Consider the following 18,359-nt stretch of genomic DNA (forward strand, 5'->3'; position numbering starts at 1 on the left):
GTGCCTCACGGCAGGGCGACGACGGCCCACACCGTCTTGCCGGGAGCGGCGCTGCGCGGCGAAACACCCCAGTCGGCGGCAAGCGCCTCGACGAGCAGGAGTCCGCGCCCTGACTCCTCGCACCCCGAACCCGGCCGCATCCCTGTGGCGGGGCGCTTCTCCGTGCGCGTGTCGGTGACGTCGATCCGCAGCCGCGCCGGCGAGGCGGCGAGCCGCAGATGGAAGTCCCGCCCAGGCACGTGACCGTGACGCACGGCGTTGGCGACGAGCTCGGCCGCGATCAGCGTGACGGTCTCGTTCGCGGCCGAGTCGTACGGATGCCCCCACTCGTGCAGCCGGTGCGACACGAGCCGCCGCGCGAGTCGCGCCCCGCGAGGAGTCGAGGTGAACTGCATCGTGAACTCGTGGGTGGTGCCTGGGTCGTGGACAAGCGCCGTGGGCGGCAGGGCCATTGGTCTCATGCCGATCAACCCTGCTGTCGTGAGAGCTCGGTTGACCAGGCCTGACGCGCGGACGCCCATGCGGTGTACGCAAGGCAGCACGCCGTGTACCTGACCGGCTGCGCCGAGCGTGTCTGATCAGTTCGCTCATGTCGCGCCCCTCCCTGTAGCCGACCTGCCCGGTACTGATCTGTGTCCCTTCAAGATTGCGAGTCTTCTTTCAGACGTGCTGACTTGGGTTGCCTTGAGCTGGAGAAGGACCGGCGCCGTCGCAGCATCGGAGAACGACCACGGGGCAGTGATCCTCGTTTTCGCCCCGCCTGGCACTCGCCTCGCCATCATTGGGACATGCGGAAACTCGAGGCGCACGAGATGCCCCTGCACAAGGTCTTCAGCAGCGACTATGACTTCCACATCCCCGACTACCAGCGCCCCTACGCCTGGGAAGAGGAGCAGGCGGTCCAACTACTGACGGACCTCGTCGAGGCACTCGACCGTGGGACGGACGAGCCGTACTTTCTCGGATCGGTTGTCCTCGTCAAGGAGAGCCTGACGGAAGCGAGAGTCGACGTCATCGACGGACAGCAGCGGCTCACCACGCTGACCATCCTGCTGTCAGTGCTGCGCGACCTGACCCAGGACCCTCAGCTGAGCCTGGACCTTGACAAGTTGGTCAGCGAGCAAGGCAACAAGATCCTTGGCTTGGCCAGGAGGCCGCGCCTCACCCTGCGCCCGCGCGATGCCGGGTTCTTCAAGCAGCATGTGCAGACGAGGGGGGCCGTCAAGACACTGCTGGCGCTCAACGCGGAGACGCTGAGCACGGACGCGCAGAAGGCCATCCTCCGAAACGTCGCCGCTCTGCACAGTAGGCTCGCCGACTGGTCGGAGGAACGTCGGCTCGGGCTGGTGCAGATGCTCGGGGAGCGTACCTATCTGGTCGTCGTCAGCACCCCCGACCTCGACAGCGCCCATCGCATCTTCAGCGTCATGAACTCCCGAGGGCTGGACCTGTCGCCCACGGACATTTTCAAGTCGAAGATCATCGGTGATCTCGGGCCGGAGGCGTCCGACGAGTGCGCCACCAAATGGGAGGATGCGGAAGAGGCTCTGGGCAGGGACGATTTCGCTGACCTCTTCCTCCACCTGCGCATGATCTTCGCCAAGAAGCGGGCCGAGCAGGAGCTGCTCAAGGAATTCCCCGAGCAGGTGCTCAGCCACTATCTGCCGGGCAGGGCTGAGACGTTCGTCAACGATGTCGTCCGTCCGTACGCCGATGCCTATGTCCAGGTGCGCGATGCCACCTATGAGGCCGCACAGGGCGCCGAGAAGGTCAATGCCTGGTTCAGGCGGCTCCAGCAGGTCGACAACAACGACTGGAGGCCTGCCGGCCTATGGGCGCTGCGCAACCACGCGAACGATCCCCTGTGGCTCGATCGGTTTCTCGGTGCCCTGGAACGGCTGTCCTCCAGCATGTTCATCCGGCGGGTCTACACCACACCGCGCGTCACTCGCTATGCCGAGCTGCTGCGTCAGCTCGATCTGGGACATGGACTCGACGCAGGCGCCCTTGAGTTGACGGAAACAGAGCAGGCAGAGACCCGCGCCAGGCTGAACGGCGATCTGTACCTTGTGGGAAAGATCCGGAAGTACGTACTGCTCCGGCTCGACGAGCTGCTGGCCCAGGGGCAGGGCGTCACATACGATTACCCCGTCATCACCGTCGAGCATGTCCTCCCGCAGAACCCGAAGCCCGATTCCGAGTGGGTCGCCCTCTTCGACGAGGAGGAACGCGTCGAGTGGACGCACAGGCTGGGCAACCTGGTCCTTCTCAATCGGTCAAAGAATTCCGTGGCACAGAACTACGACTTCACCGTGAAGAAGGCCAAGTACTTCACCGGCCGCAGTGGCGTGGTGCCCTTCGCCCTGACCTCCCAGGTACTCCAGCACGTCCAGTGGACACCTGACCTGCTCCGCACGAGGCAGAAGCAGCTTATAGAGCTGCTCACCAACGAATGGCGTCTATGAGACGCCCGACGGCTGAAGCCGATATCAACCTGGTCGGCGAAGCTCTGCATACAGACACACTGAACCTGCTGCCGCGGCAAAGCGGCTGGGAGATTGTACTGATCGGTTGACGACCCGGGGGCTACGGCTACTGGCGCGTCGGTCCGACGAACACATGGACGAGGTCGGCGTCGAAGTGGGGGGCGGAAATGAGCGGGACGGCAGCACCGAAGGGGCGGGGCGGTCGGACATCGGCCGGTGTGCCGTTCGACGACGACAGGCTTCGCTTGCAGTACATCCCCTGGGAGGGACTGACCACAGCACCGCAATCGCTTGATGCGGTGCAGCAGGTCTTCTACGACCTGCCGGAAACCGCGGACCGGATCCCGGTGCCGGCCACGCTGAAGCGTCCGACGCCGCAGGCTGTCATGAGTGCGGCCTGGCAAGACCTTCCCGACGGTCTGTACATTTTTGAGTCCCGGGCAAACGGACCAGTGTCCGCCGGCCTTGCGCTGAGCGGTGGTGCGGCTTCCTCCGCTCCCCAGCTCAAGCGGCTTCGCGACATCGACGACGGTCACCAACTGCATCGAGCTTTCCTGCTCTATCAACAGTGCTGCGCCGCAGCAGTGCAGGACGAGACCACGACGCCCGCCTTCGTCCCCGGCGACCTCGTCCGCTTCACGGGCCGTGGTGGCACTCACACGGTAATGAAGACGAGGCTGATGCGGGACGGCGGAGTCCAGTACATGCTTCAGGACGCTGCCGGGAACCGCATCAGGGCCTTCGAAGAGGACCTGGAGGCCCTCCCGCCCAGTGCCGAGGACCCCGAGGACTGGATCCTACGCGCACCTGCCTCTGCCAATCGGACGGCGCTCGCGCTCACGCTTGCCAAACTGAGCACGCCGCTCACCGATATCGTGTACTCCTACCAGTCGAGCCGGACTGTGTTCCGGCCGTACCAGTTCCGCCCTGTGCTCAAACTGATGAGTTCGGACCGCCAGCGACTGCTGATCGCGGACGAAGTCGGTCTGGGCAAAACCATCGAAGCCGGCTTGATCTGGAACGAGCTGGAGCAGCGTACTCATCTGCGGCGCACATCTGAACGGCGCGGCGGCGGCACCCACTTCCGGGGCCTGGTCGTCTGCCCCGCCGCTCTCGTCACCAAGTGGCAGGACGAGATGCGGGAACGGTTCGACCGGCGTCTGCGCGTGCTTGACGCCGAGGGCATGGCCGAGCTGGTGGATCTCTTCCGCAGCGGGAACAGCGACGAGCCATTTGCAGGCGTGGTGTCCCTGGAGCGACTCCGCCGCGCGGGGCAGCTTGCCGACCTGGCCGAGCTTCAGCCGCGATTTGATCTCGTGATCGTGGACGAGGCGCACTACCTGCGGAACGCGAGCAGCCGTAGCCACGCCGCAGCGACCCTGCTGGCTGACTGGGCCGACGCTCTGATCTTCCTTTCTGCGACCCCGCTCAACCTCGGTAACCAGGATCTCTACAACCTCGTTCACCTCCTCGACGAGACTTCCTTCCCTGACCCCAAAGTCTTCGAAGGCCAGCTTGAACCCAACCGTCACCTCAACGCGGTGGCCGTACGCCTAGCGGAGGACGTCCCTGGCGGCCCTCGTTCCCTGCGTGCGACCCTGGAACGGGTCCGAGGTTCCGCATTCGGCAGGCTCACCGCCGCTCGGCCGGAATACGGCCGCCTCATGGAGATCCTGGACACGCACGCGCCACTGTCTCCTCAAGACTTGGCTGAGGCGCGGAGGTGTATCGCCGGGCTCAACGCACTTGCCGGCATCGTCAACCGAACCCGCAAGGCCGATACACCGGACCGTAAGGCTGTGCGCCAGGCTGAGGACGTCGCCGTCCATTGGACGCCCGCGGAACGTGCCTTCTACGACGATCTTCACGACTGGTGCCTCAGGCGCGCGGCACGCAGCGGAACCGCCGCCGGGTTCGCCGCGCAGATGTGGTTGCGGCAGGCAGCCAGTTGTATTCCCGCAATGCAACAGCGCTTGCGAGAGCGCTTCTCGGCACCGCCGCCCGACGGCATCGCCGAAGCAGAGTTGCTCTACGAAGCAGAAGTCGTCGACGACAACGCAGAGGAGGACCTGCCCACCGATGGCTCGTCCGGCCTCGGCGCGTCGCAGTCCAGACTCGCTCGCGAGCTGGCGGACCAGGCCGACGACTTGTCAGCACTGCCCTCGCTGCTCCGACCACTTTCCACGGACACCAAGTTCGAACGCTTCGCCGCCATGCTGCGCGACGCCCGTGCCAAGGGTCTGCGCCAAGCGATGATCTTCTCCTTCTTCACCCGGACCCTCGAGTACTTGGAGGACCGGCTGACACCGGAGTTCAAGGTCCGAGTCATGCACGGCAAAGTGCCGCCGCTGGAGCGCACGCGCATCATGCAGGACTTTCGCGCAGGCGCCTTCGACTTGCTGCTGGTGAGCGAAGTGGGCAGCGAGGGCCTGGACTTCGAGTTCTGTAACGTCCTGGTCAACTACGACCTGCCGTGGAATCCCATGCGGGTCGAACAACGTATCGGACGTCTCGATCGGTTCGGCCAACAGCACGAGAAGATATTCATCTTCAACATGCAGGTGCGTGGCACCATCGAGACCGAAATCTTCCAGCGTCTCTACACCCGTATCGGGGTCTTCCAAGACTCCATCGGCGAACTCGAGCCGATCCTGCGGGGGCATCTCAAGGAACTCCACCGCATTGTTCTTGACCCTCGTCTCACTCCGGATGAACGGCGGCGCCAGGTCGATCGCATCGCGGTCGCCCGAGCGGACCGCGACAAGGACCTGCAAACCCTGAACGCGGCTCAGGAGCTTCTCACCGGTCTCGACGGCCTGCTCATCGAGGGTTTCGACGAGACCAGTCCGGGCCGAGGCCGTTACCTGGGCCCGAAGGAGATCCGCGGGCTCGTCGAGCGCTTCCTCGAAGACAGCCGTAACGGCACCCTGCGACAGGTTTCCGGCAGCGACGACCTGGTGGACATCACCGGCAGCAAAGAACTGCTCCAAGTGATGTACGGGGCGATGGACGCCGGTGCCTTCGTCCAACCCCGCGACGACCTGCTGGCCAGGCTCAAGAGCGGCACACCGATGCGTTTCTGCTTCACGGCGAGCACCTCCTCCGAATCAGCGGTTCCGCTGCTCAGCGTCCGCCATCCGCTGGTACGCGCCGCCCAGTGGTGGTTCGAGCAGCACGGCGAACTTCTCCGCCGCTACGGGCGCGTACGGCTGCCCGGTCTGCCGCCGAACTCCCGCTGTTTGGTGGAAGTCCGCCTCGCCCGCGCAGACGGCACTCGCTCACGCCGAGAACTGTGGACCACGGCCGTCGACATCGAGACACTGCGGGAGGTGCCAGAGATCGGGGCCGCTCTGCTCACTTCCCTCGCCAAGGGTGACCTCACCGACGCGCCGAGACCGCTGCCCGCTGATATCACCTCTTTGCTCGTCGAGGCGTTGGACGAGGTGCAGGACCTGGCGGCGGTGCAGGAGCGCACGACCAAGCGGTCCTACGAGGCAGAGAATGTCCGGCTTGCCGAGGGACGGCGTGCCACGGTGCGCGATACGTTCCGATTGAAGATCGAGCAGGCGCGCCGTCTCGCGCTCGCGGTGGATCACACGTCGATCAGCCGACTTCATGCGAGCCGGGTCCAGCACCTGGAGACCCGGCGAGACGCCCGCCTCGCTCAGATGGATCGTGACTCCCGCTTCAGTCTCTCCACGGAAACGGTCGCGCTGGTCCTGGTCGAGGGCGACTGACCGTACACCGGACCAGTGGCCGAGGCGCGGTGTCCTCAGCCACCGGACCGATGTTTCACTCCCAGGGGTGGGAGTGGACGTCGGTGAAGGATCTCGGTTGAGGCACGTTGCCACCGGTCCGCAGCTGGGTCAGGCTGATCGCACCCTGTTCTCCGGCCCGCAGCACTGGCCATCGTTCCACCCTGAATGTCAAGGGCCTTGGGGTTGCGTCTCTGACGACCATCTCCCCCGAGATGCGCAGCTCGAAAGAGAAGGAGGTGCGTGGGTACAGCTCGATGGGCAGATATGGCAGGACATTGCCGTCCACGGAGAAGTCCATGGGTTCCCCGTCCACCGACTCTGCCCTCAGCCGCGCTTTCGTGACCCGTTTGACGCCCGGTATCCCGTTCCAGCGATGGGCCAGATGCCGCTCTCGACGCATCACCTGATCCCAGGAATAGAGCGGCTCGAAAGCTGGATAGAGCAGTTCGCCATGACGGCTCCCGTCCGGGTCCTCCCACTGAAGCAGCAGGTCGAAACCGGGCCGTGGAAGGTTGAGCCGGTGGTAGTTGCGTACCACCAGCCCTGTCACAACTGACTGCTCGGGTGTTGCGAGCGCTCTGTCGAAGCCGACCTCAGCATGAGGGAAAGCGTCTTCGAACGCCTGCCGTACCAGTGGAACCTGGGACATGCCACCGGCGAGCAGCACATGCCGCACGTCCGGCGCCAGGTCGCGCAGTCCCATGCGGGCCAGGCTCTCGATGTCGGGCGTCTTGCGCCTCCGCAGCCGTGCCTCGCACAGCGCGGCTCTGACGTGTTCCAGCGCTTCATCCAACTGCGGCCGGAATGCCTTTTCCAGCCGATGACGGCTGTAGGTGAGCAGTGGTAGATCTGTGAAGCCGCCGCCGAGCGGAACAGCCTGCTCGCCGTAGCGTGTGTCGGAAAGCAGGACCTTGAGCCGTCGGGCGGCCGCGACAAGCAGCGCTCTGACGGTGGACGGATCGGGCATCCGGTCGACATCGACGCCAACGGTTCCCAGGTCCTGTTCCAGGTCCTTGGCGATCCGCAGGTCCAGGGTGTCACCGGCCTTGGCGACACCGCGCGCCGACAATACGGTGAGTTCTGGGGCGCCGTCCTGGAGCGATTCGGTCACCTCGACCACCGCGATGTCAAGCGTGCCGCCGCCGAAGTCGAAGACCAGTGTGGTTCCGTCGGGTCGGTCTTCACCGAGGTCCCAGAAGAGTCCCTCGGACCAGGCGAGGCCGGCGGCTATCGGCTCATCGACGATGTCGGCGACAGATACCGGAATGCCGGCAGCCCTGGCCAGGCCGGCGAGCCGTCTGCGCCGTGGTCCGTCCCAAATCGCTGGGCAGGCGAGGCGAAAAACTGCGCCATCCATTTCGGCGCCGCTGGCCTTCGCGCGCAGTGCCACGTGCTTCAGCATCTGCCCGATAAGGAAGTCCGCAGTGAACCGCATGCTGCGGCCCGTGCCCGCGACGTGCAGCGCATCGGGTGAGGTGTCGAACGTGATGCACTGCTTCACCGATCGCAGCGCCGACGCTCCCGCGACTGCCTCTGCTCCCTCACCGAACAGCAGGTCGCCATCTGTCGACACTGCTACGACGCTCGGCATCCAGGCCGTACCCCGACCGATGGGTACGTTCTCCGGCGGGCTGCCGGGGAGCCGTTGGCTCACCAATGTGGTGGCGGTACCGAAGTCGATGCCGATCAGCGGTCTTTCGTTCTGCACCTATGTCCTCCAAGGACACGAGCTGCCAAGAGGTGGGAGAGCTCGCACGGCTGAGGGACGGCCTCGTTCACTGCTCGGCCTGACGGACGATGATTGGTTCGAGTACCACCTGATCGGACTCGTGGGGCCCCTGCCACACGAAGCCGGGGCGCTCCACCACGACCCGTGCGCTCGGCCCGCCCGGAGCCCGGTGCTTCAGCGGGTCGTAAGCCGCCTCTTCCCCGGGAGTCCCGATGTCCAGCACACCGGCTGCTGCCGCGCGGGCCAGCACCCTGCGGTACAGAACGCTTGTTGCCCCCGAGTCGTCAGCCTCGTGCACTGCCTGATCGGCCACTTCTCCGAGTACCTCGGCAAGAACCCGCAACGTGTCGATCTTGGCTTGCCGCAACTGTGCCTGTGATGCTCCGCGCACAGTCTGCCGGGCCTGGCGAAGCTCGTCGTCCCGTCGCCGGCCCGCGAGGGTCAGCCCTTCGACGCGCTGCTTCGCCTCAGTGAGTTCTCGTCGGCTCGACTCCCACTTGGCTTCTGCGACTTGGATGCGTTCCTCGGATGCAGCCAGTTGCTGCTCACGGTCGGCCACGTTGAGCCGCAACCGGTGTATCTCCGCTTCAGCTTCGGCGAGGGCGGCCGACAGGGAACGCCGGTCCCGCTCATGCTGTGCCCGCGCGGCCTCGGCGTTGCTGCGCTCTGCTTCGAGCAGGTGGGTCAGGGATGAAATCTCGGCTCGCGAATCTCGCGGCTCCGCCTGCGAGGGGTGGCCCGGTACGTGCTCCGCAGCCGGTTCGGTCGTGATCGATGCGACGGGTGAGGCATGACCGTCGCCGGCCTGCGCCTCGTCCCCCGCAGGGGCGGCCTCCCCGAAAGCCTCCGAGGACTCCTGAAGTGTGGCCGCAGTCTCGTGGGACTGGCTTGCCCGCTGCCTTGCGGCGGCTTCGGATCGAAGTTCCTTCGGAATGGCGGGATACTCAGCGACGAGCTTGCACCATTCATGGACTGGTCCGTGCGGCAGCTCGCTCAGCCTCGGGCGCGCCAGCAGCGCACATGCCCGTACGGCCATTTCCTCGGCGAACTCCAGCCATGGACCATCATCTTCGCTGGGGCGCTGGACCAGCGCGCTGCGCAGAACATGCGGGGCCCTCTCCAGGAGAGGACGCAAGTGCTCGACTGAGGTCGGGGCGTCATCCCCAGGGCCGGATTTCAAAGTTGCCTGCTCGAAGCAGTCCATGAGCAAACGTCCGCAAGCCCATGCGTCCTTTCCCTTGACGGCCTTAGCAGCCCTGTCCGCGGCGAGACTTGGGGCGGGTATGGCGACGAGGGGGACCAGCAGGGGCGCCAAGGGGAGGGCCGAAGGCGGGCCGGCGTCCATGTTCGCGGGACCGTTGGGCTGCGTTCCTGGGAGAACGATGCGGCGGCGCGCCCGTGACACTTCCGTGATGTACTTGACCGCAATGACGCGGACCTCTTCGGGAACGCCCTCGGGGTTGGGGTCCGTCCACTGGTGGGGCCACTCGGCAATGGGTACGTCGAGTGCGTGAGCCGCCAGCTGCTCGTACGGCGACAGCTCGTTCAGCCCGGCGGACACGATGGTGCGCAAGGCTCTTCTCGTCGTGGCTGTGACGGTCCGGGGTGGGCCTGCCAGCTGCCGAAGCGCTTCGGACGCAGGCATCCGGCGAGCAGTTGTGCGTCGTCTCTCCTTCTTTTGTGAAACCCACCGCAAAGGGCCTCGGCTCGTCCCCGTGACGTGTGGGTGCTCCAGGAGCAGGCCGCGCATCTCGGACCACCGATCAGCGGACATGCCTGCTTTGAGTGAGAGTGATTCCGTCAGTTTCCGGAGGTCACCTATGGAAGCCGATTGCCCCTGTTCGCGAAGCAGTTGTGCGAGCACTTCGACGGGATCGGCGTCGAACTCCTCTTGAAGCGCCTGCAGGTCGGTGGCTGCCCGGTACCGGACGGAACCCGGCTCGAGAGTGAACACGGTCTCCGGCACCGGGAAGGGGAGCCGTTCACTGACACCGTCGACCCACTGAACGACGAGTCCCGTCTCGTCCAGCTCGCGAACGGTGCCTATACGGCCTGCGGTGTTGTGGTCGCGTTGCTCAACCAGGGATCCGATCTCCACGCTGCGAAATCTTAGCGGTGTCGGACCACGGCCAAGCTGGGTTGACCCAACAGTCGGTGAAACGCTTGCACTGTTCGGCCGCCGGACTTGTCACGCCTGGATCTTGGTCCGCGGTACGCGATTTTCGCGTACCGCGGCCGCGACTCGTTCGCCCGTTCGCGCCTGCTGCGAACGCGATGCGTCACTGTCGGCCCGGGATGCCGCTCCGTCGGAAGCGTTGAACCGCGTGGCGGGCAGCTCGCAAGCTCCCACGGTCCGGGTGCTCCCTACGACAGCATGCTGGCTGAAAGCGGGGATGAGTGGCCCGGATCGAGTTGTCGGCACGGCTTCCTGTTCAGGCGGGTTCCAGGGCTACGCCCTTCGGCGGTCACGGCGCTTCGACGGCGTTGAGGTGTCTGTGCATCTCCGCTCTGAGATGGCGGAACGGATCGCGGTGCGACGCGTGGAACCGCACGAGCTGGGAAAACCAGTTGACCAAGCAGCTGGAAGAGGTGCGGGCCGAGCGCGACGAACTCGCCGTCGCTGAAAGGGTCTTTCACCGGATATCCGAGCAACTCGAGCTCGCGGCGGACGAGATGGTGAAGATATGCTGGTTACTGAGTCACCGTGTTGAGACGGCAGCGGGGTTGTCCGAATCAGGCAACCTGGCTACACGCTGAACCGCCGGGGGGAACCGTCATGACCGAAGCTCCGATTGACGCTGCCGACGCCGACCGGAAGGTCGTCGAGAATGAGCGGGCCGAGCTGCGGGAGTTCATCAAGGGGTTGAGCCCGGACGACATCAAGTCGGGCAACTGGTTCACCAAGCTCAGCGCTCAGGCCATGAGCTCCTACAGCCACAAGGTCGACTGGCAGTACTTCCAGGAGCGGTATGAGGGCGTACCCGCGGATGCCATCGTCGATCAGCGGATCAAGATGGCGGCTCGGTACGCCGCGCTCGAAGGTGGACTCTCTGCCGGGGCGTACTCGGCGGCCGTCATCGCCACCCTCGGGAGCCTTGGTGGTGCCTCGACGGCGACTGTCCCGGCCGCCGTCGCGACCATGATGGTCGATGTCGCGTTCATCACCCGGCTCCAGCTCCGCCTGGCCTACGACATCGCAGTCCTCTATCGGGTCCCGCTCGACCCGTCCGACCCCGATGACATGTGGAAGCTCATTCGAGTGGCCTTCACGATCAAGAGCGGGGAAGTGGTCCGGGAAGGCGTGGTCAAGGCGGTCCCGGTCATAGTGCGGCCGTTGATCAAGCGCTTCTACTCCGGAGCGGTACTGACCGCCGCGAAGGGGCTCCCCGTCGTCGGGAAGTTCCTCCTCCAGCGCAACATCATCAAGATCGGTATCCCCGTGGTCGGCGTTCCCCTTGCGGTGGTGTTGAACCGCTATACGACGCTGCTCGCGGGGCGGCACGCGCAAGCCGTCTTCCGGAACGAGGCGCGGGTGATCGAAGTCGCCGAGGGTCTGAGCAAGCGGAGTCAGCACCCGCAGTTGATGCTGTGGGTCGCGTGGCTCGTCATCAGGGCGAACCGCAAGATGGCCGACGATGAGGCGCTGTTGATGCGGCACCTGGTGAGGCTGGTCCGCGAGCAGCATCAGGTGGTCGACGAACAGTTCGCTCACCTTGTCGATATCGACCCCGCTGAGGTGTGGCAGCGCATAGACGCCGAGCCAGGGGATCTGAGCGACATCCTCGACGTGGCCGACCGGGTGGCCACTGTGGACGGTGCCGTCAACGCGCGCGAGAAGGCCGTCATATCCGAGCTTCGAGATCGCTGCCGCTGAATCTGACGCCGGCATGCGGCGGCTGGCCCTCCAGTGTCTCCTCGCCCAGCGTGAAGCCGAAGTACATGGCCGGTCCGCGCACCGGCCCTCGTCTTCCGGTCGCAGACGCCTGAACTCCTCGGGGACGCGCTCCCGCAGGCGGGCCTCGACGAGGCCGTACGTTCTCCGGCCGTAGGGACTCCGCTGTACGCAGAGGCAGGACCCACGTACGCGCACGGGGTCCTGCCTCACCGCCGAGGGCGACCGATTCGGCCGCGAGACCATGAGTTCAGAAGACGTCGAAGGTCTCGATGTGCCGCCGGATCTCCGCCAGGACCTCAGCGCTGCCACCTGTGGCCGGTAGGACCCACGGCCTTTCCTCGCCGCTCTCCATGGCGAGGCTGCTGATGAAGCGCACGAGATCAGGTGACGGCACGAACGAGTCACGCAGCCACGTCGCGAAGACGGCTGCCTCGTCGGCGGTGACGTCTCTGAGCGTGATGAAGGCGTAGTCGGGTTCTTCCATGGACGAGGTGCCGTCGATCCACACATCAGGGGCCAGCGCGATCTCGAAGTTGAGCACCTGCTGCCCGTGCACGGCCGAGACCTGGTACCCGATCACGGCGTCGGCGAACGCTTGCCGAAGAGCCTGCTCCAGTGCCGGAAGGCTGGATCGCCAGGCGCCGCCGTCCTCCTGGGGAGGGTAGAAGCCGATGTTGGTGCGGATGTTGCGTTCGGTTACCACTGTGTTCCTCTGGTCAGTATCGCGTTCACGGCACGTATCGAGTAGACCCGGGAGTCCCCGTCATCGCCATCATGGATTGCCAGTACGCCGCACTGTCCGTGCCGTTCGTGACGATCTCCAGGCCGCGGATCTCCCTGTTCGCAGGGTTGGTCATGGCTTGCCTGTACCTCATCAGTTCCTGCTCGTCACTGGTGTACATGGAGTCCACCAGTGGATCCCATGCGATCTTGCCCTGGCTGTTGACCTTGACCGGCTTGGCCAGCGTCTCGTTCACCCTGTCGAGAGATCTGAAACTCTTCTTCGTGCAGTCCGGGTCCCGGACGTGCTTCGCTTCGACGAGGTGGCCGTCCGCGGGGCGTATGCCGTCCACCATGAGCCCGCGCTTCTGACCCGCCAGCGGTACCTCGCGCTCGGGGTAACCCGCGATACGCAACTGATAGGCATTGTCCGGATTGTGGGGCCCGCCGCCCCCGGCCAGCCCTCCGGGTCGCAGAGTATGAGCCCAGGTGCGGAATTGCTGTTGCTCCGAGGCGGTGAGGAGGCGAGTGCTCCCAGGGGCGGGCGGTATGGGGTCGGCGAACGGGATGCCGGGGTCAACCGGATTGACGGTGGGAAGCAGCATGGGCGCCGTTGCCCCCGAGAAGGACGCCAGGCGCACGGGGACGGGCACAGGCACCCTGATGAACGGCGGCAGGAAGGGTACCCCGGGCAGGCCGGGAGGTGTCGGGCCCTCGGGCTGCGGCAGTCTGACTCGCTCAGCCGCCGAGTCGAGTGCGTGCGCCACGTTGCCCAGATCCTGTATCCAGGGGTCGCTGAGCACCGCGTCGTGCAGCCCGCCGTCGTATCCGTTCGCCCCGAACATCGGCTGGTCCCACGGCATGTCGACGGCGAAGAGATCGTTCTGGTGCTGCTGGATCCTCTCCTTGGCCGCCTCGACGTGGTCCGCGTACCGGTCGCACGCCTTGGCGAGTTGCGAGCACGCGGCGACCAGGTTCGTCACCAGCGGCTCGTCCACCTCTGCCTTCGCAGGCGGGCAGGTGAGACCGACGAAGTGTTTGACGTACGCACGAAAGGCGTCGGCGGCCTCACCGGAGTGAGCCTTGCCGGCAGTGCTGGAGTACGTCTGCGCGTCTTCCAGGAACCGCTGCATCAGGGAGCCGGCCTGTCGCCAGGACCCGGCGACGTCCCGGATCTTCTCCTGCGACCCGCGAAACCGGTCGCTTCTTCCTGAGGGTGCGTACTGGTCGTACCAGGCGGTCTCACCGACCACCTCGGGCAGGTCACGGCCGAGGCCCAGGTAGTTCTCCGTGCAGTCGGCCCCAGGGTCGCCCATGCCTACGGTCAGATCCACCTGCTTGCCGAGAAGCTGCGCGACCAGCTTGCTCTCCTGGGCCATGAACTCACGTGCGGTGCGCATGAGACCGCGGCTCGTCTCTCCGAGGACGTAGGAGCTGAAGCCCATCTGGTTCAAGGTGGCGGACGCGGCCGACACGTACACCTTGGCGAACGCCCGCCCGGCGTCGTCGTCTCCGGCCATACCGTGCTGCCGTGCGAGTTCGTGACCGAGGGCGATGGCGGTGTCGCGGGCACCGCGCATGGACTCGATGAGCCCCATGGAGCCGCGAATCATTCCCTCGGCGATGAACTTCAAGTCAGGTGCGAGTCCGCTCACTGTGCTGCCTCCCCGTTGCAGACGTGAGTGATCAACTTAGTACGAGTCCGGTTGGCTCGTCTGCACGGGTATCAGCCGACTGCGGGCCGCTACAAGGGGACTTGCTCTTCGACTCGGAGCGCTGTCGTGTCAGGGCGGCACCAGCAGATGCTGTCCGAGAGATGCCGGGAACAGGGACAACCGTAGCGGTCGTGAACTGGCCGAAGGAGTGCGGTTCACGCTCCTGGACCAGTCCGGCGCCTCACCTCACGAGCGAGTCGGGCCGGAGAGTCGGATGCCTGGCCGGGGCTGCTCTCGGATGGTCATCCGAGGACGAGCAGGGACTCGGCATCCGGGAGGAGTACGTCCGGGAGCGAAGCCGGGTTATGGGGATGCCGGCGGCGCTGCCGGCGACGGTGAAGGGGATGGGCAAGGTGGCCTGGCTGGGGCAGGGGAGCGGGGGTCAGGCAGGCTGGAGCGCCGGGCGCCACCGTCCTCCTGGGCGGGTAGAAACCGATGTTGGTCCGGATGGCGCGCTCGGTGGCCACCCTGTTCCTCTGATTCTCTACTGATCCACGGCAGAGCCCCACCGAGAAGACGTGTGGGCCGCGAGACTGCTCAGCCGCTCGTGGGATAGGCCATCAGGACGTCCCCGCTCTCGTCGAGGGCGAGCCCCACCGACTCGTTGACCAGGACCGGCGCGATGTCAGGGGGCGTTGACAGGTCCTTTCCGGTGCGTGCGTCAAGGGCTACGATCCCGTTACCGGTGGTTCCGTAGACGCGGCCGTGCCACGCAGTGGACACCTTCGGTGCGACGCGATCCGCAGCGTCGTCGGGCAGTTGCCACAGGATGCCGCCGCTCCTGGCGTCCATTCCTGCTGCTACGTGGCCCTCGGCTCCCTTGCCGGAACATACGAGTGTCTTCCTGTCGTCGTACGTGCATCTCGCGCCGGCCAGAGCGGTCGGCATCTCGCGCCTTGTCACCCCCGAACGGGCGTCCACGAGGCGGTGGTACGCGTCACCGGTGGCATAGTCGCGACCATGGACGACGATCAGGTGCGGGCCAGCGGTATAGGCACTGAGAGCATAGCTGTCCGTGCCGATCCAGCGCTGCTTGCCGTCGACGATGCCGCGTCCGGCCACCCGCTCATGCGCCGTCCCGTCCTCGACGGTCGTACCGACCGCAGTACCTGCCGCGATGCCGACGGCGCGGAACCGGTCCTGTGTCCAAAGGACCTTGCGCATGCCCACGTCGACCGCGAACGTGACGGCGTTCGTCCGGTCCTGGACGGTGACCACCGCCTTCCCGTTCTCGGCGCCTGCGACCTCGGTGTACAGCGTGCTCAGAGAGGTCTCGGCCCACTTCGGGAGATCCAGCACGAGCCGCCACGTCACTTCGTGGGAGTCCATGTCGCTGCCGGTGAGTTCAACGGCCGTGTGGTCCGCCTGGGTACCGGTGCCGGACCGCTCGACCAGGAACGGAGCCACAAGCGTTGCCGTTTCGCCATGAGGGATGACAGCGGGGGCCTCTGCCGAGTCGTCGACGTCCCACTCATTGGAAGTGCGCACCGTCTTCTCGCGGGGCGCAATGGTCGCCAGTACGCGGCCGTCCGCCGTGTCCACTGCCTGCACACGGTCTGGTAGCGCCACGTAGGCCGTCGACTTGTGCAGAGCAATCGGGAGTGAGTCTTTGAGGGTGCCGCCGACCGTCAGACGTCCGGCCGTTGCCTCCTCCGGCATCGGGCTGCCGGAGTCGAGAGCGAACTCGGAGGGAGGATCATGGACGGGGCGGGGTGGCGAAGCCGGTGTTGCCGTCGCGTTCTTCGGCGTGTTCGGGGGCGAGGTGCCGCTGCCGCTGCTGCACCCGGTGCCGACGAGCAGCGCTGTAGCAGTGGCCACCAGCAGCACTCTTGTGACTGCAGGCTTTCCCGTGGTCCGCACGATGCCTCCCCGTTCTTGCGCGGATGCTGTGAGTGATCATAGGTGACCTGAACAACCGTGGCGTCAGCGCTGCTTGTCGCCCGCACATTGTTGCGTCAGCCTGCCCTGAGTGCCACCAGATCCGAGACGAAGTCCGAGTAGGACGGATTGATACCCGTCGGCGTGCCGAGGAGCCCCGCCTTCTGAGCCGCGACCATGATCGCCGGCGCTTCGCTCTCGCGGTACGCCGGGCTGCCGAGTTTCCTCTGCAGCAGCTCCTTCGGGCTCCTGCCGGGACAGTGTGTAGCCGCGTTCGTGGGACGGTGCGTTTCTGCGATTGATGGTCAGCTCGTACTCGTCAGGCGCCTTCAGACTGGAGTGCGTGGTCCAGGTCGCCTTGAGGCCGATGCGCAGTGACGTTGAAGGCTTCTCGCCGCCCCAGTAGGCCACTTCATCGAATCCGCCGTGGAGGGCCAGGGCGGGCTCGAGGTCACGCTGAATCATGTCTGCCAAGAAGTCGAACACCTTCAGCACGTTCGTCTTGCCCACGCCGTTGGCCCCACGAGAACCGTGAGATCTCCCAGGGGGAGGGAGATCCGGCGGAGGCTAGGGGAGTTCTCCACGTCGAGTTGGAGGAGTCGGGCGGTCATGCCGCGGACACTACCGTCCGCACACGTTCGACGGGCCACAGATGAGCAGGGCCGGTGAGGCCGACCGAAGAGTGCCTTCCGATAGTCAGCAGCATCAGGCGGCAAAGCAACGGGCGCCCCGAGGGCCCTGGTGCAGTTGTATTCACGCGAAGGGTGTAATGCCGGTGGTGTACCCGGGCGAACTGGGGTGTGGGGTGCGTACCGTTGATCGGGTGATGAGTGGGGCGTGAGGCGGTACGGGGGCGTGTGTACGCGGGGGCCGGGTGGCTGTACGCGGGGTGAGGCGTGACGGGGTGACAGCCGGCGGCGTTGCATGCGGGAGGTGGTGGTTCGAATGACCATTGAGGACGAGCAGGGGCTCGGTATTGGGGACGAGTACGCGGAGGGGCGGGGGTCGGGGCAGGGGCCCGGTTACGGGGACGACGGTGGCGGGGGCGCCGGCGGTGAGGGGGACGGGTACGGCGGCGGCCTGTCCGGACCGGGGGAGCGGGGGGCGGGGGCGGGCATCCTGCATGTGTTCGGGCGGCAGTTGAAGCGGTTCCGCGAGTGGGCGGAGATCGACCGGGCGGCGTTCGGGGCGATGACGGGTTACTCGGCGTCGACGATCGCCAGCTACGAGCAGGGCCGGCGGATCCCGGGCCCGAAGTTCATCGACCAGGCGGACGAGCTGCTGGGCGCGCGGGGCGTGTTGCAGGAGATGAAGGAGGAGGTCGCGCGGGCGCAGTATCCCGCGTTCTTCCGTGATGCGGCGAAGTTGGAAGCGGAGGCCGTCGAACTACACGTGTACGCGAACCAGGCGGTGCCGGGACTGTTGCAGACAGAGGAGTACGCGCGTGCCGTGTTCACAATGCGCAGGCCGCTTTTGACTGATGAGACGATCGAGGAACGGGTCGCGCTTCGACTGGCTCGACACGAGATCTTCGCACGGCAACCGCTGCCGACCCTCAGCTTCGTCATCGAAGAGTCAGTGCTGAGGCGGCCCTTGGGCGGAGACGGCGTGATGCGTGGCCAGTTTGAGCAACTTCTACTGGATGGGGAGCGGCGTAATGTCGCGATTCAGGTGATGCCGACCCGGCGGGAGGACCATGCCGGACTGGCTGGACCGTTCACCTTGATCGAGACGAGAGAAGCGCGGAGGATCGCCTACGTGGAGGCATACAAGCACAGCCGTCTCTACACGGACCGGAGGACTGTGCGCGAGCTCGAAGAACAGTACGGTCTCCTCCGGGCCCAGGCGCTCACACCGCGCGAATCGCTGGACCTCATCGAGAAGTTGCTTGGAGAGACATGAACGTCGAAGAGTCTGTGCCTACAGTGCCCGAGCTGGCGTGGTTCAAGAGCAGCTACAGCAGCGGCGAGGGTGGCGAGTGCGTCGAGGTGGCCGCCTGCCCTGGTGTGGTGCACGTGCGCGACTCGAAGGACACTGCCGTTCCGATGCTGACCGTTCAAGCGCAGACGTGGCACGCCTTCGTCGGCTTGGCGGCGGGGAGTCGTGCCGTGTAGGCACGCGGTCGGCTTGGCACGGGGGCGGTTCTCGAGGTACTGGGAACCGCCCCCACCTGCGTTG

At 65.9% G+C, this 18,359-nt stretch carries 13 protein-coding genes; 6 read left to right on the top strand and 7 right to left on the bottom strand.

What is annotated here, in order from left to right; genetic code table 11:
- Positions 1–5: 5 nt before the first annotated feature.
- Positions 6–461, bottom strand: a complete 456-nt coding sequence (locus J7E88_RS02670) for an ATP-binding protein (RefSeq protein WP_251022012.1) — start codon at positions 459–461, stop codon at positions 6–8.
- Positions 462–788: 327 nt separating this feature from the next.
- Here J7E88_RS02670 and J7E88_RS02675 point away from each other — a divergent pair, with 327 nt between their 5' ends.
- Both J7E88_RS02675 and J7E88_RS02680 read left to right on the top strand, forming a co-directional pair.
- Positions 789–2,465: a DUF262 domain-containing protein gene (locus J7E88_RS02675; RefSeq protein ID WP_215176770.1), complete on the top strand. Its 1,677-nt coding sequence runs from the start codon at positions 789–791 to the stop codon at positions 2,463–2,465.
- Positions 2,466–2,704: 239 nt separating this feature from the next.
- A complete protein-coding gene (locus J7E88_RS02680; RefSeq protein ID WP_215176771.1) occupies positions 2,705–6,223 on the top strand; it encodes a helicase-related protein in 3,519 nt (1,172 codons plus the stop codon).
- A 55-nt stretch (positions 6,224–6,278) separates the two neighbouring features.
- Here J7E88_RS02680 and J7E88_RS02685 read toward each other — a convergent pair whose 3' ends face one another.
- Both J7E88_RS02685 and J7E88_RS02690 read right to left on the bottom strand, forming a co-directional pair.
- Complete coding sequence (locus J7E88_RS02685; RefSeq protein WP_215176772.1) at positions 6,279–7,952, bottom strand: Hsp70 family protein; 1,674 nt, start codon at positions 7,950–7,952, stop codon at positions 6,279–6,281.
- A 67-nt stretch (positions 7,953–8,019) separates the two neighbouring features.
- Positions 8,020–10,071 carry a hypothetical protein gene (locus J7E88_RS02690; protein ID WP_215176774.1) on the bottom strand — a complete coding sequence of 684 codons (2,052 nt, stop codon included), beginning with the start codon at positions 10,069–10,071 and terminating at the stop codon, positions 8,020–8,022.
- 470 nt (positions 10,072–10,541) lie between these two features.
- Between J7E88_RS02690 and J7E88_RS02695 the strand changes: the two genes are divergently transcribed.
- Together J7E88_RS02695 and J7E88_RS02700 are read left to right on the top strand one after the other, a co-directional pair.
- A complete protein-coding gene (locus tag J7E88_RS02695; RefSeq protein ID WP_215177529.1) occupies positions 10,542–10,730 on the top strand; it encodes a hypothetical protein in 189 nt (62 codons plus the stop codon).
- Between the two features lie 19 nt (positions 10,731–10,749).
- Positions 10,750–11,847, top strand: coding sequence for a hypothetical protein (locus tag J7E88_RS02700; protein WP_215176776.1), 1,098 nt, complete (start codon positions 10,750–10,752; stop codon positions 11,845–11,847).
- A 268-nt stretch (positions 11,848–12,115) separates the two neighbouring features.
- Here J7E88_RS02700 and J7E88_RS02705 read toward each other — a convergent pair whose 3' ends face one another.
- The 4 genes from J7E88_RS02705 to J7E88_RS02720 form a co-directional block, all read right to left on the bottom strand.
- Positions 12,116–12,571, bottom strand: a complete 456-nt coding sequence (locus J7E88_RS02705; RefSeq protein WP_215176778.1) for a hypothetical protein — start codon at positions 12,569–12,571, stop codon at positions 12,116–12,118.
- A 25-nt stretch (positions 12,572–12,596) separates the two neighbouring features.
- A complete protein-coding gene (locus J7E88_RS02710; RefSeq protein WP_215176780.1) occupies positions 12,597–14,243 on the bottom strand; it encodes a restriction endonuclease fold toxin-2 domain-containing protein in 1,647 nt (548 codons plus the stop codon).
- A gap of 597 nt (positions 14,244–14,840) precedes the next feature.
- Complete coding sequence (locus tag J7E88_RS02715) at positions 14,841–16,121, bottom strand: PQQ-like beta-propeller repeat protein (protein ID WP_215176782.1); 1,281 nt, start codon at positions 16,119–16,121, stop codon at positions 14,841–14,843.
- Between the two features lie 105 nt (positions 16,122–16,226).
- Positions 16,227–16,691 carry a hypothetical protein gene (locus tag J7E88_RS02720; protein WP_215176783.1) on the bottom strand — a complete coding sequence of 155 codons (465 nt, stop codon included), beginning with the start codon at positions 16,689–16,691 and terminating at the stop codon, positions 16,227–16,229.
- 435 nt (positions 16,692–17,126) lie between these two features.
- Between J7E88_RS02720 and J7E88_RS02725 the strand changes: the two genes are divergently transcribed.
- Both J7E88_RS02725 and J7E88_RS02730 read left to right on the top strand, forming a co-directional pair.
- The gene (locus J7E88_RS02725; protein ID WP_215176785.1) at positions 17,127–18,083 is read left to right on the top strand and encodes a helix-turn-helix transcriptional regulator; all 957 of its coding nucleotides are present in this window, start codon (positions 17,127–17,129) and stop codon (positions 18,081–18,083) included.
- Complete coding sequence (locus J7E88_RS02730; RefSeq protein ID WP_215176787.1) at positions 18,080–18,295, top strand: DUF397 domain-containing protein; 216 nt, start codon at positions 18,080–18,082, stop codon at positions 18,293–18,295. The genes J7E88_RS02725 and J7E88_RS02730 overlap by 4 nt, the downstream gene beginning before the upstream one ends.
- Positions 18,296–18,359 lie beyond the last annotated feature (64 nt).

The sequence above is a fragment of the Streptomyces sp. ISL-10 genome (assembly GCF_018614575.1).
In the GTDB taxonomy this organism is placed as follows: Bacteria; Actinomycetota; Actinomycetes; order Streptomycetales; family Streptomycetaceae; genus Streptomyces.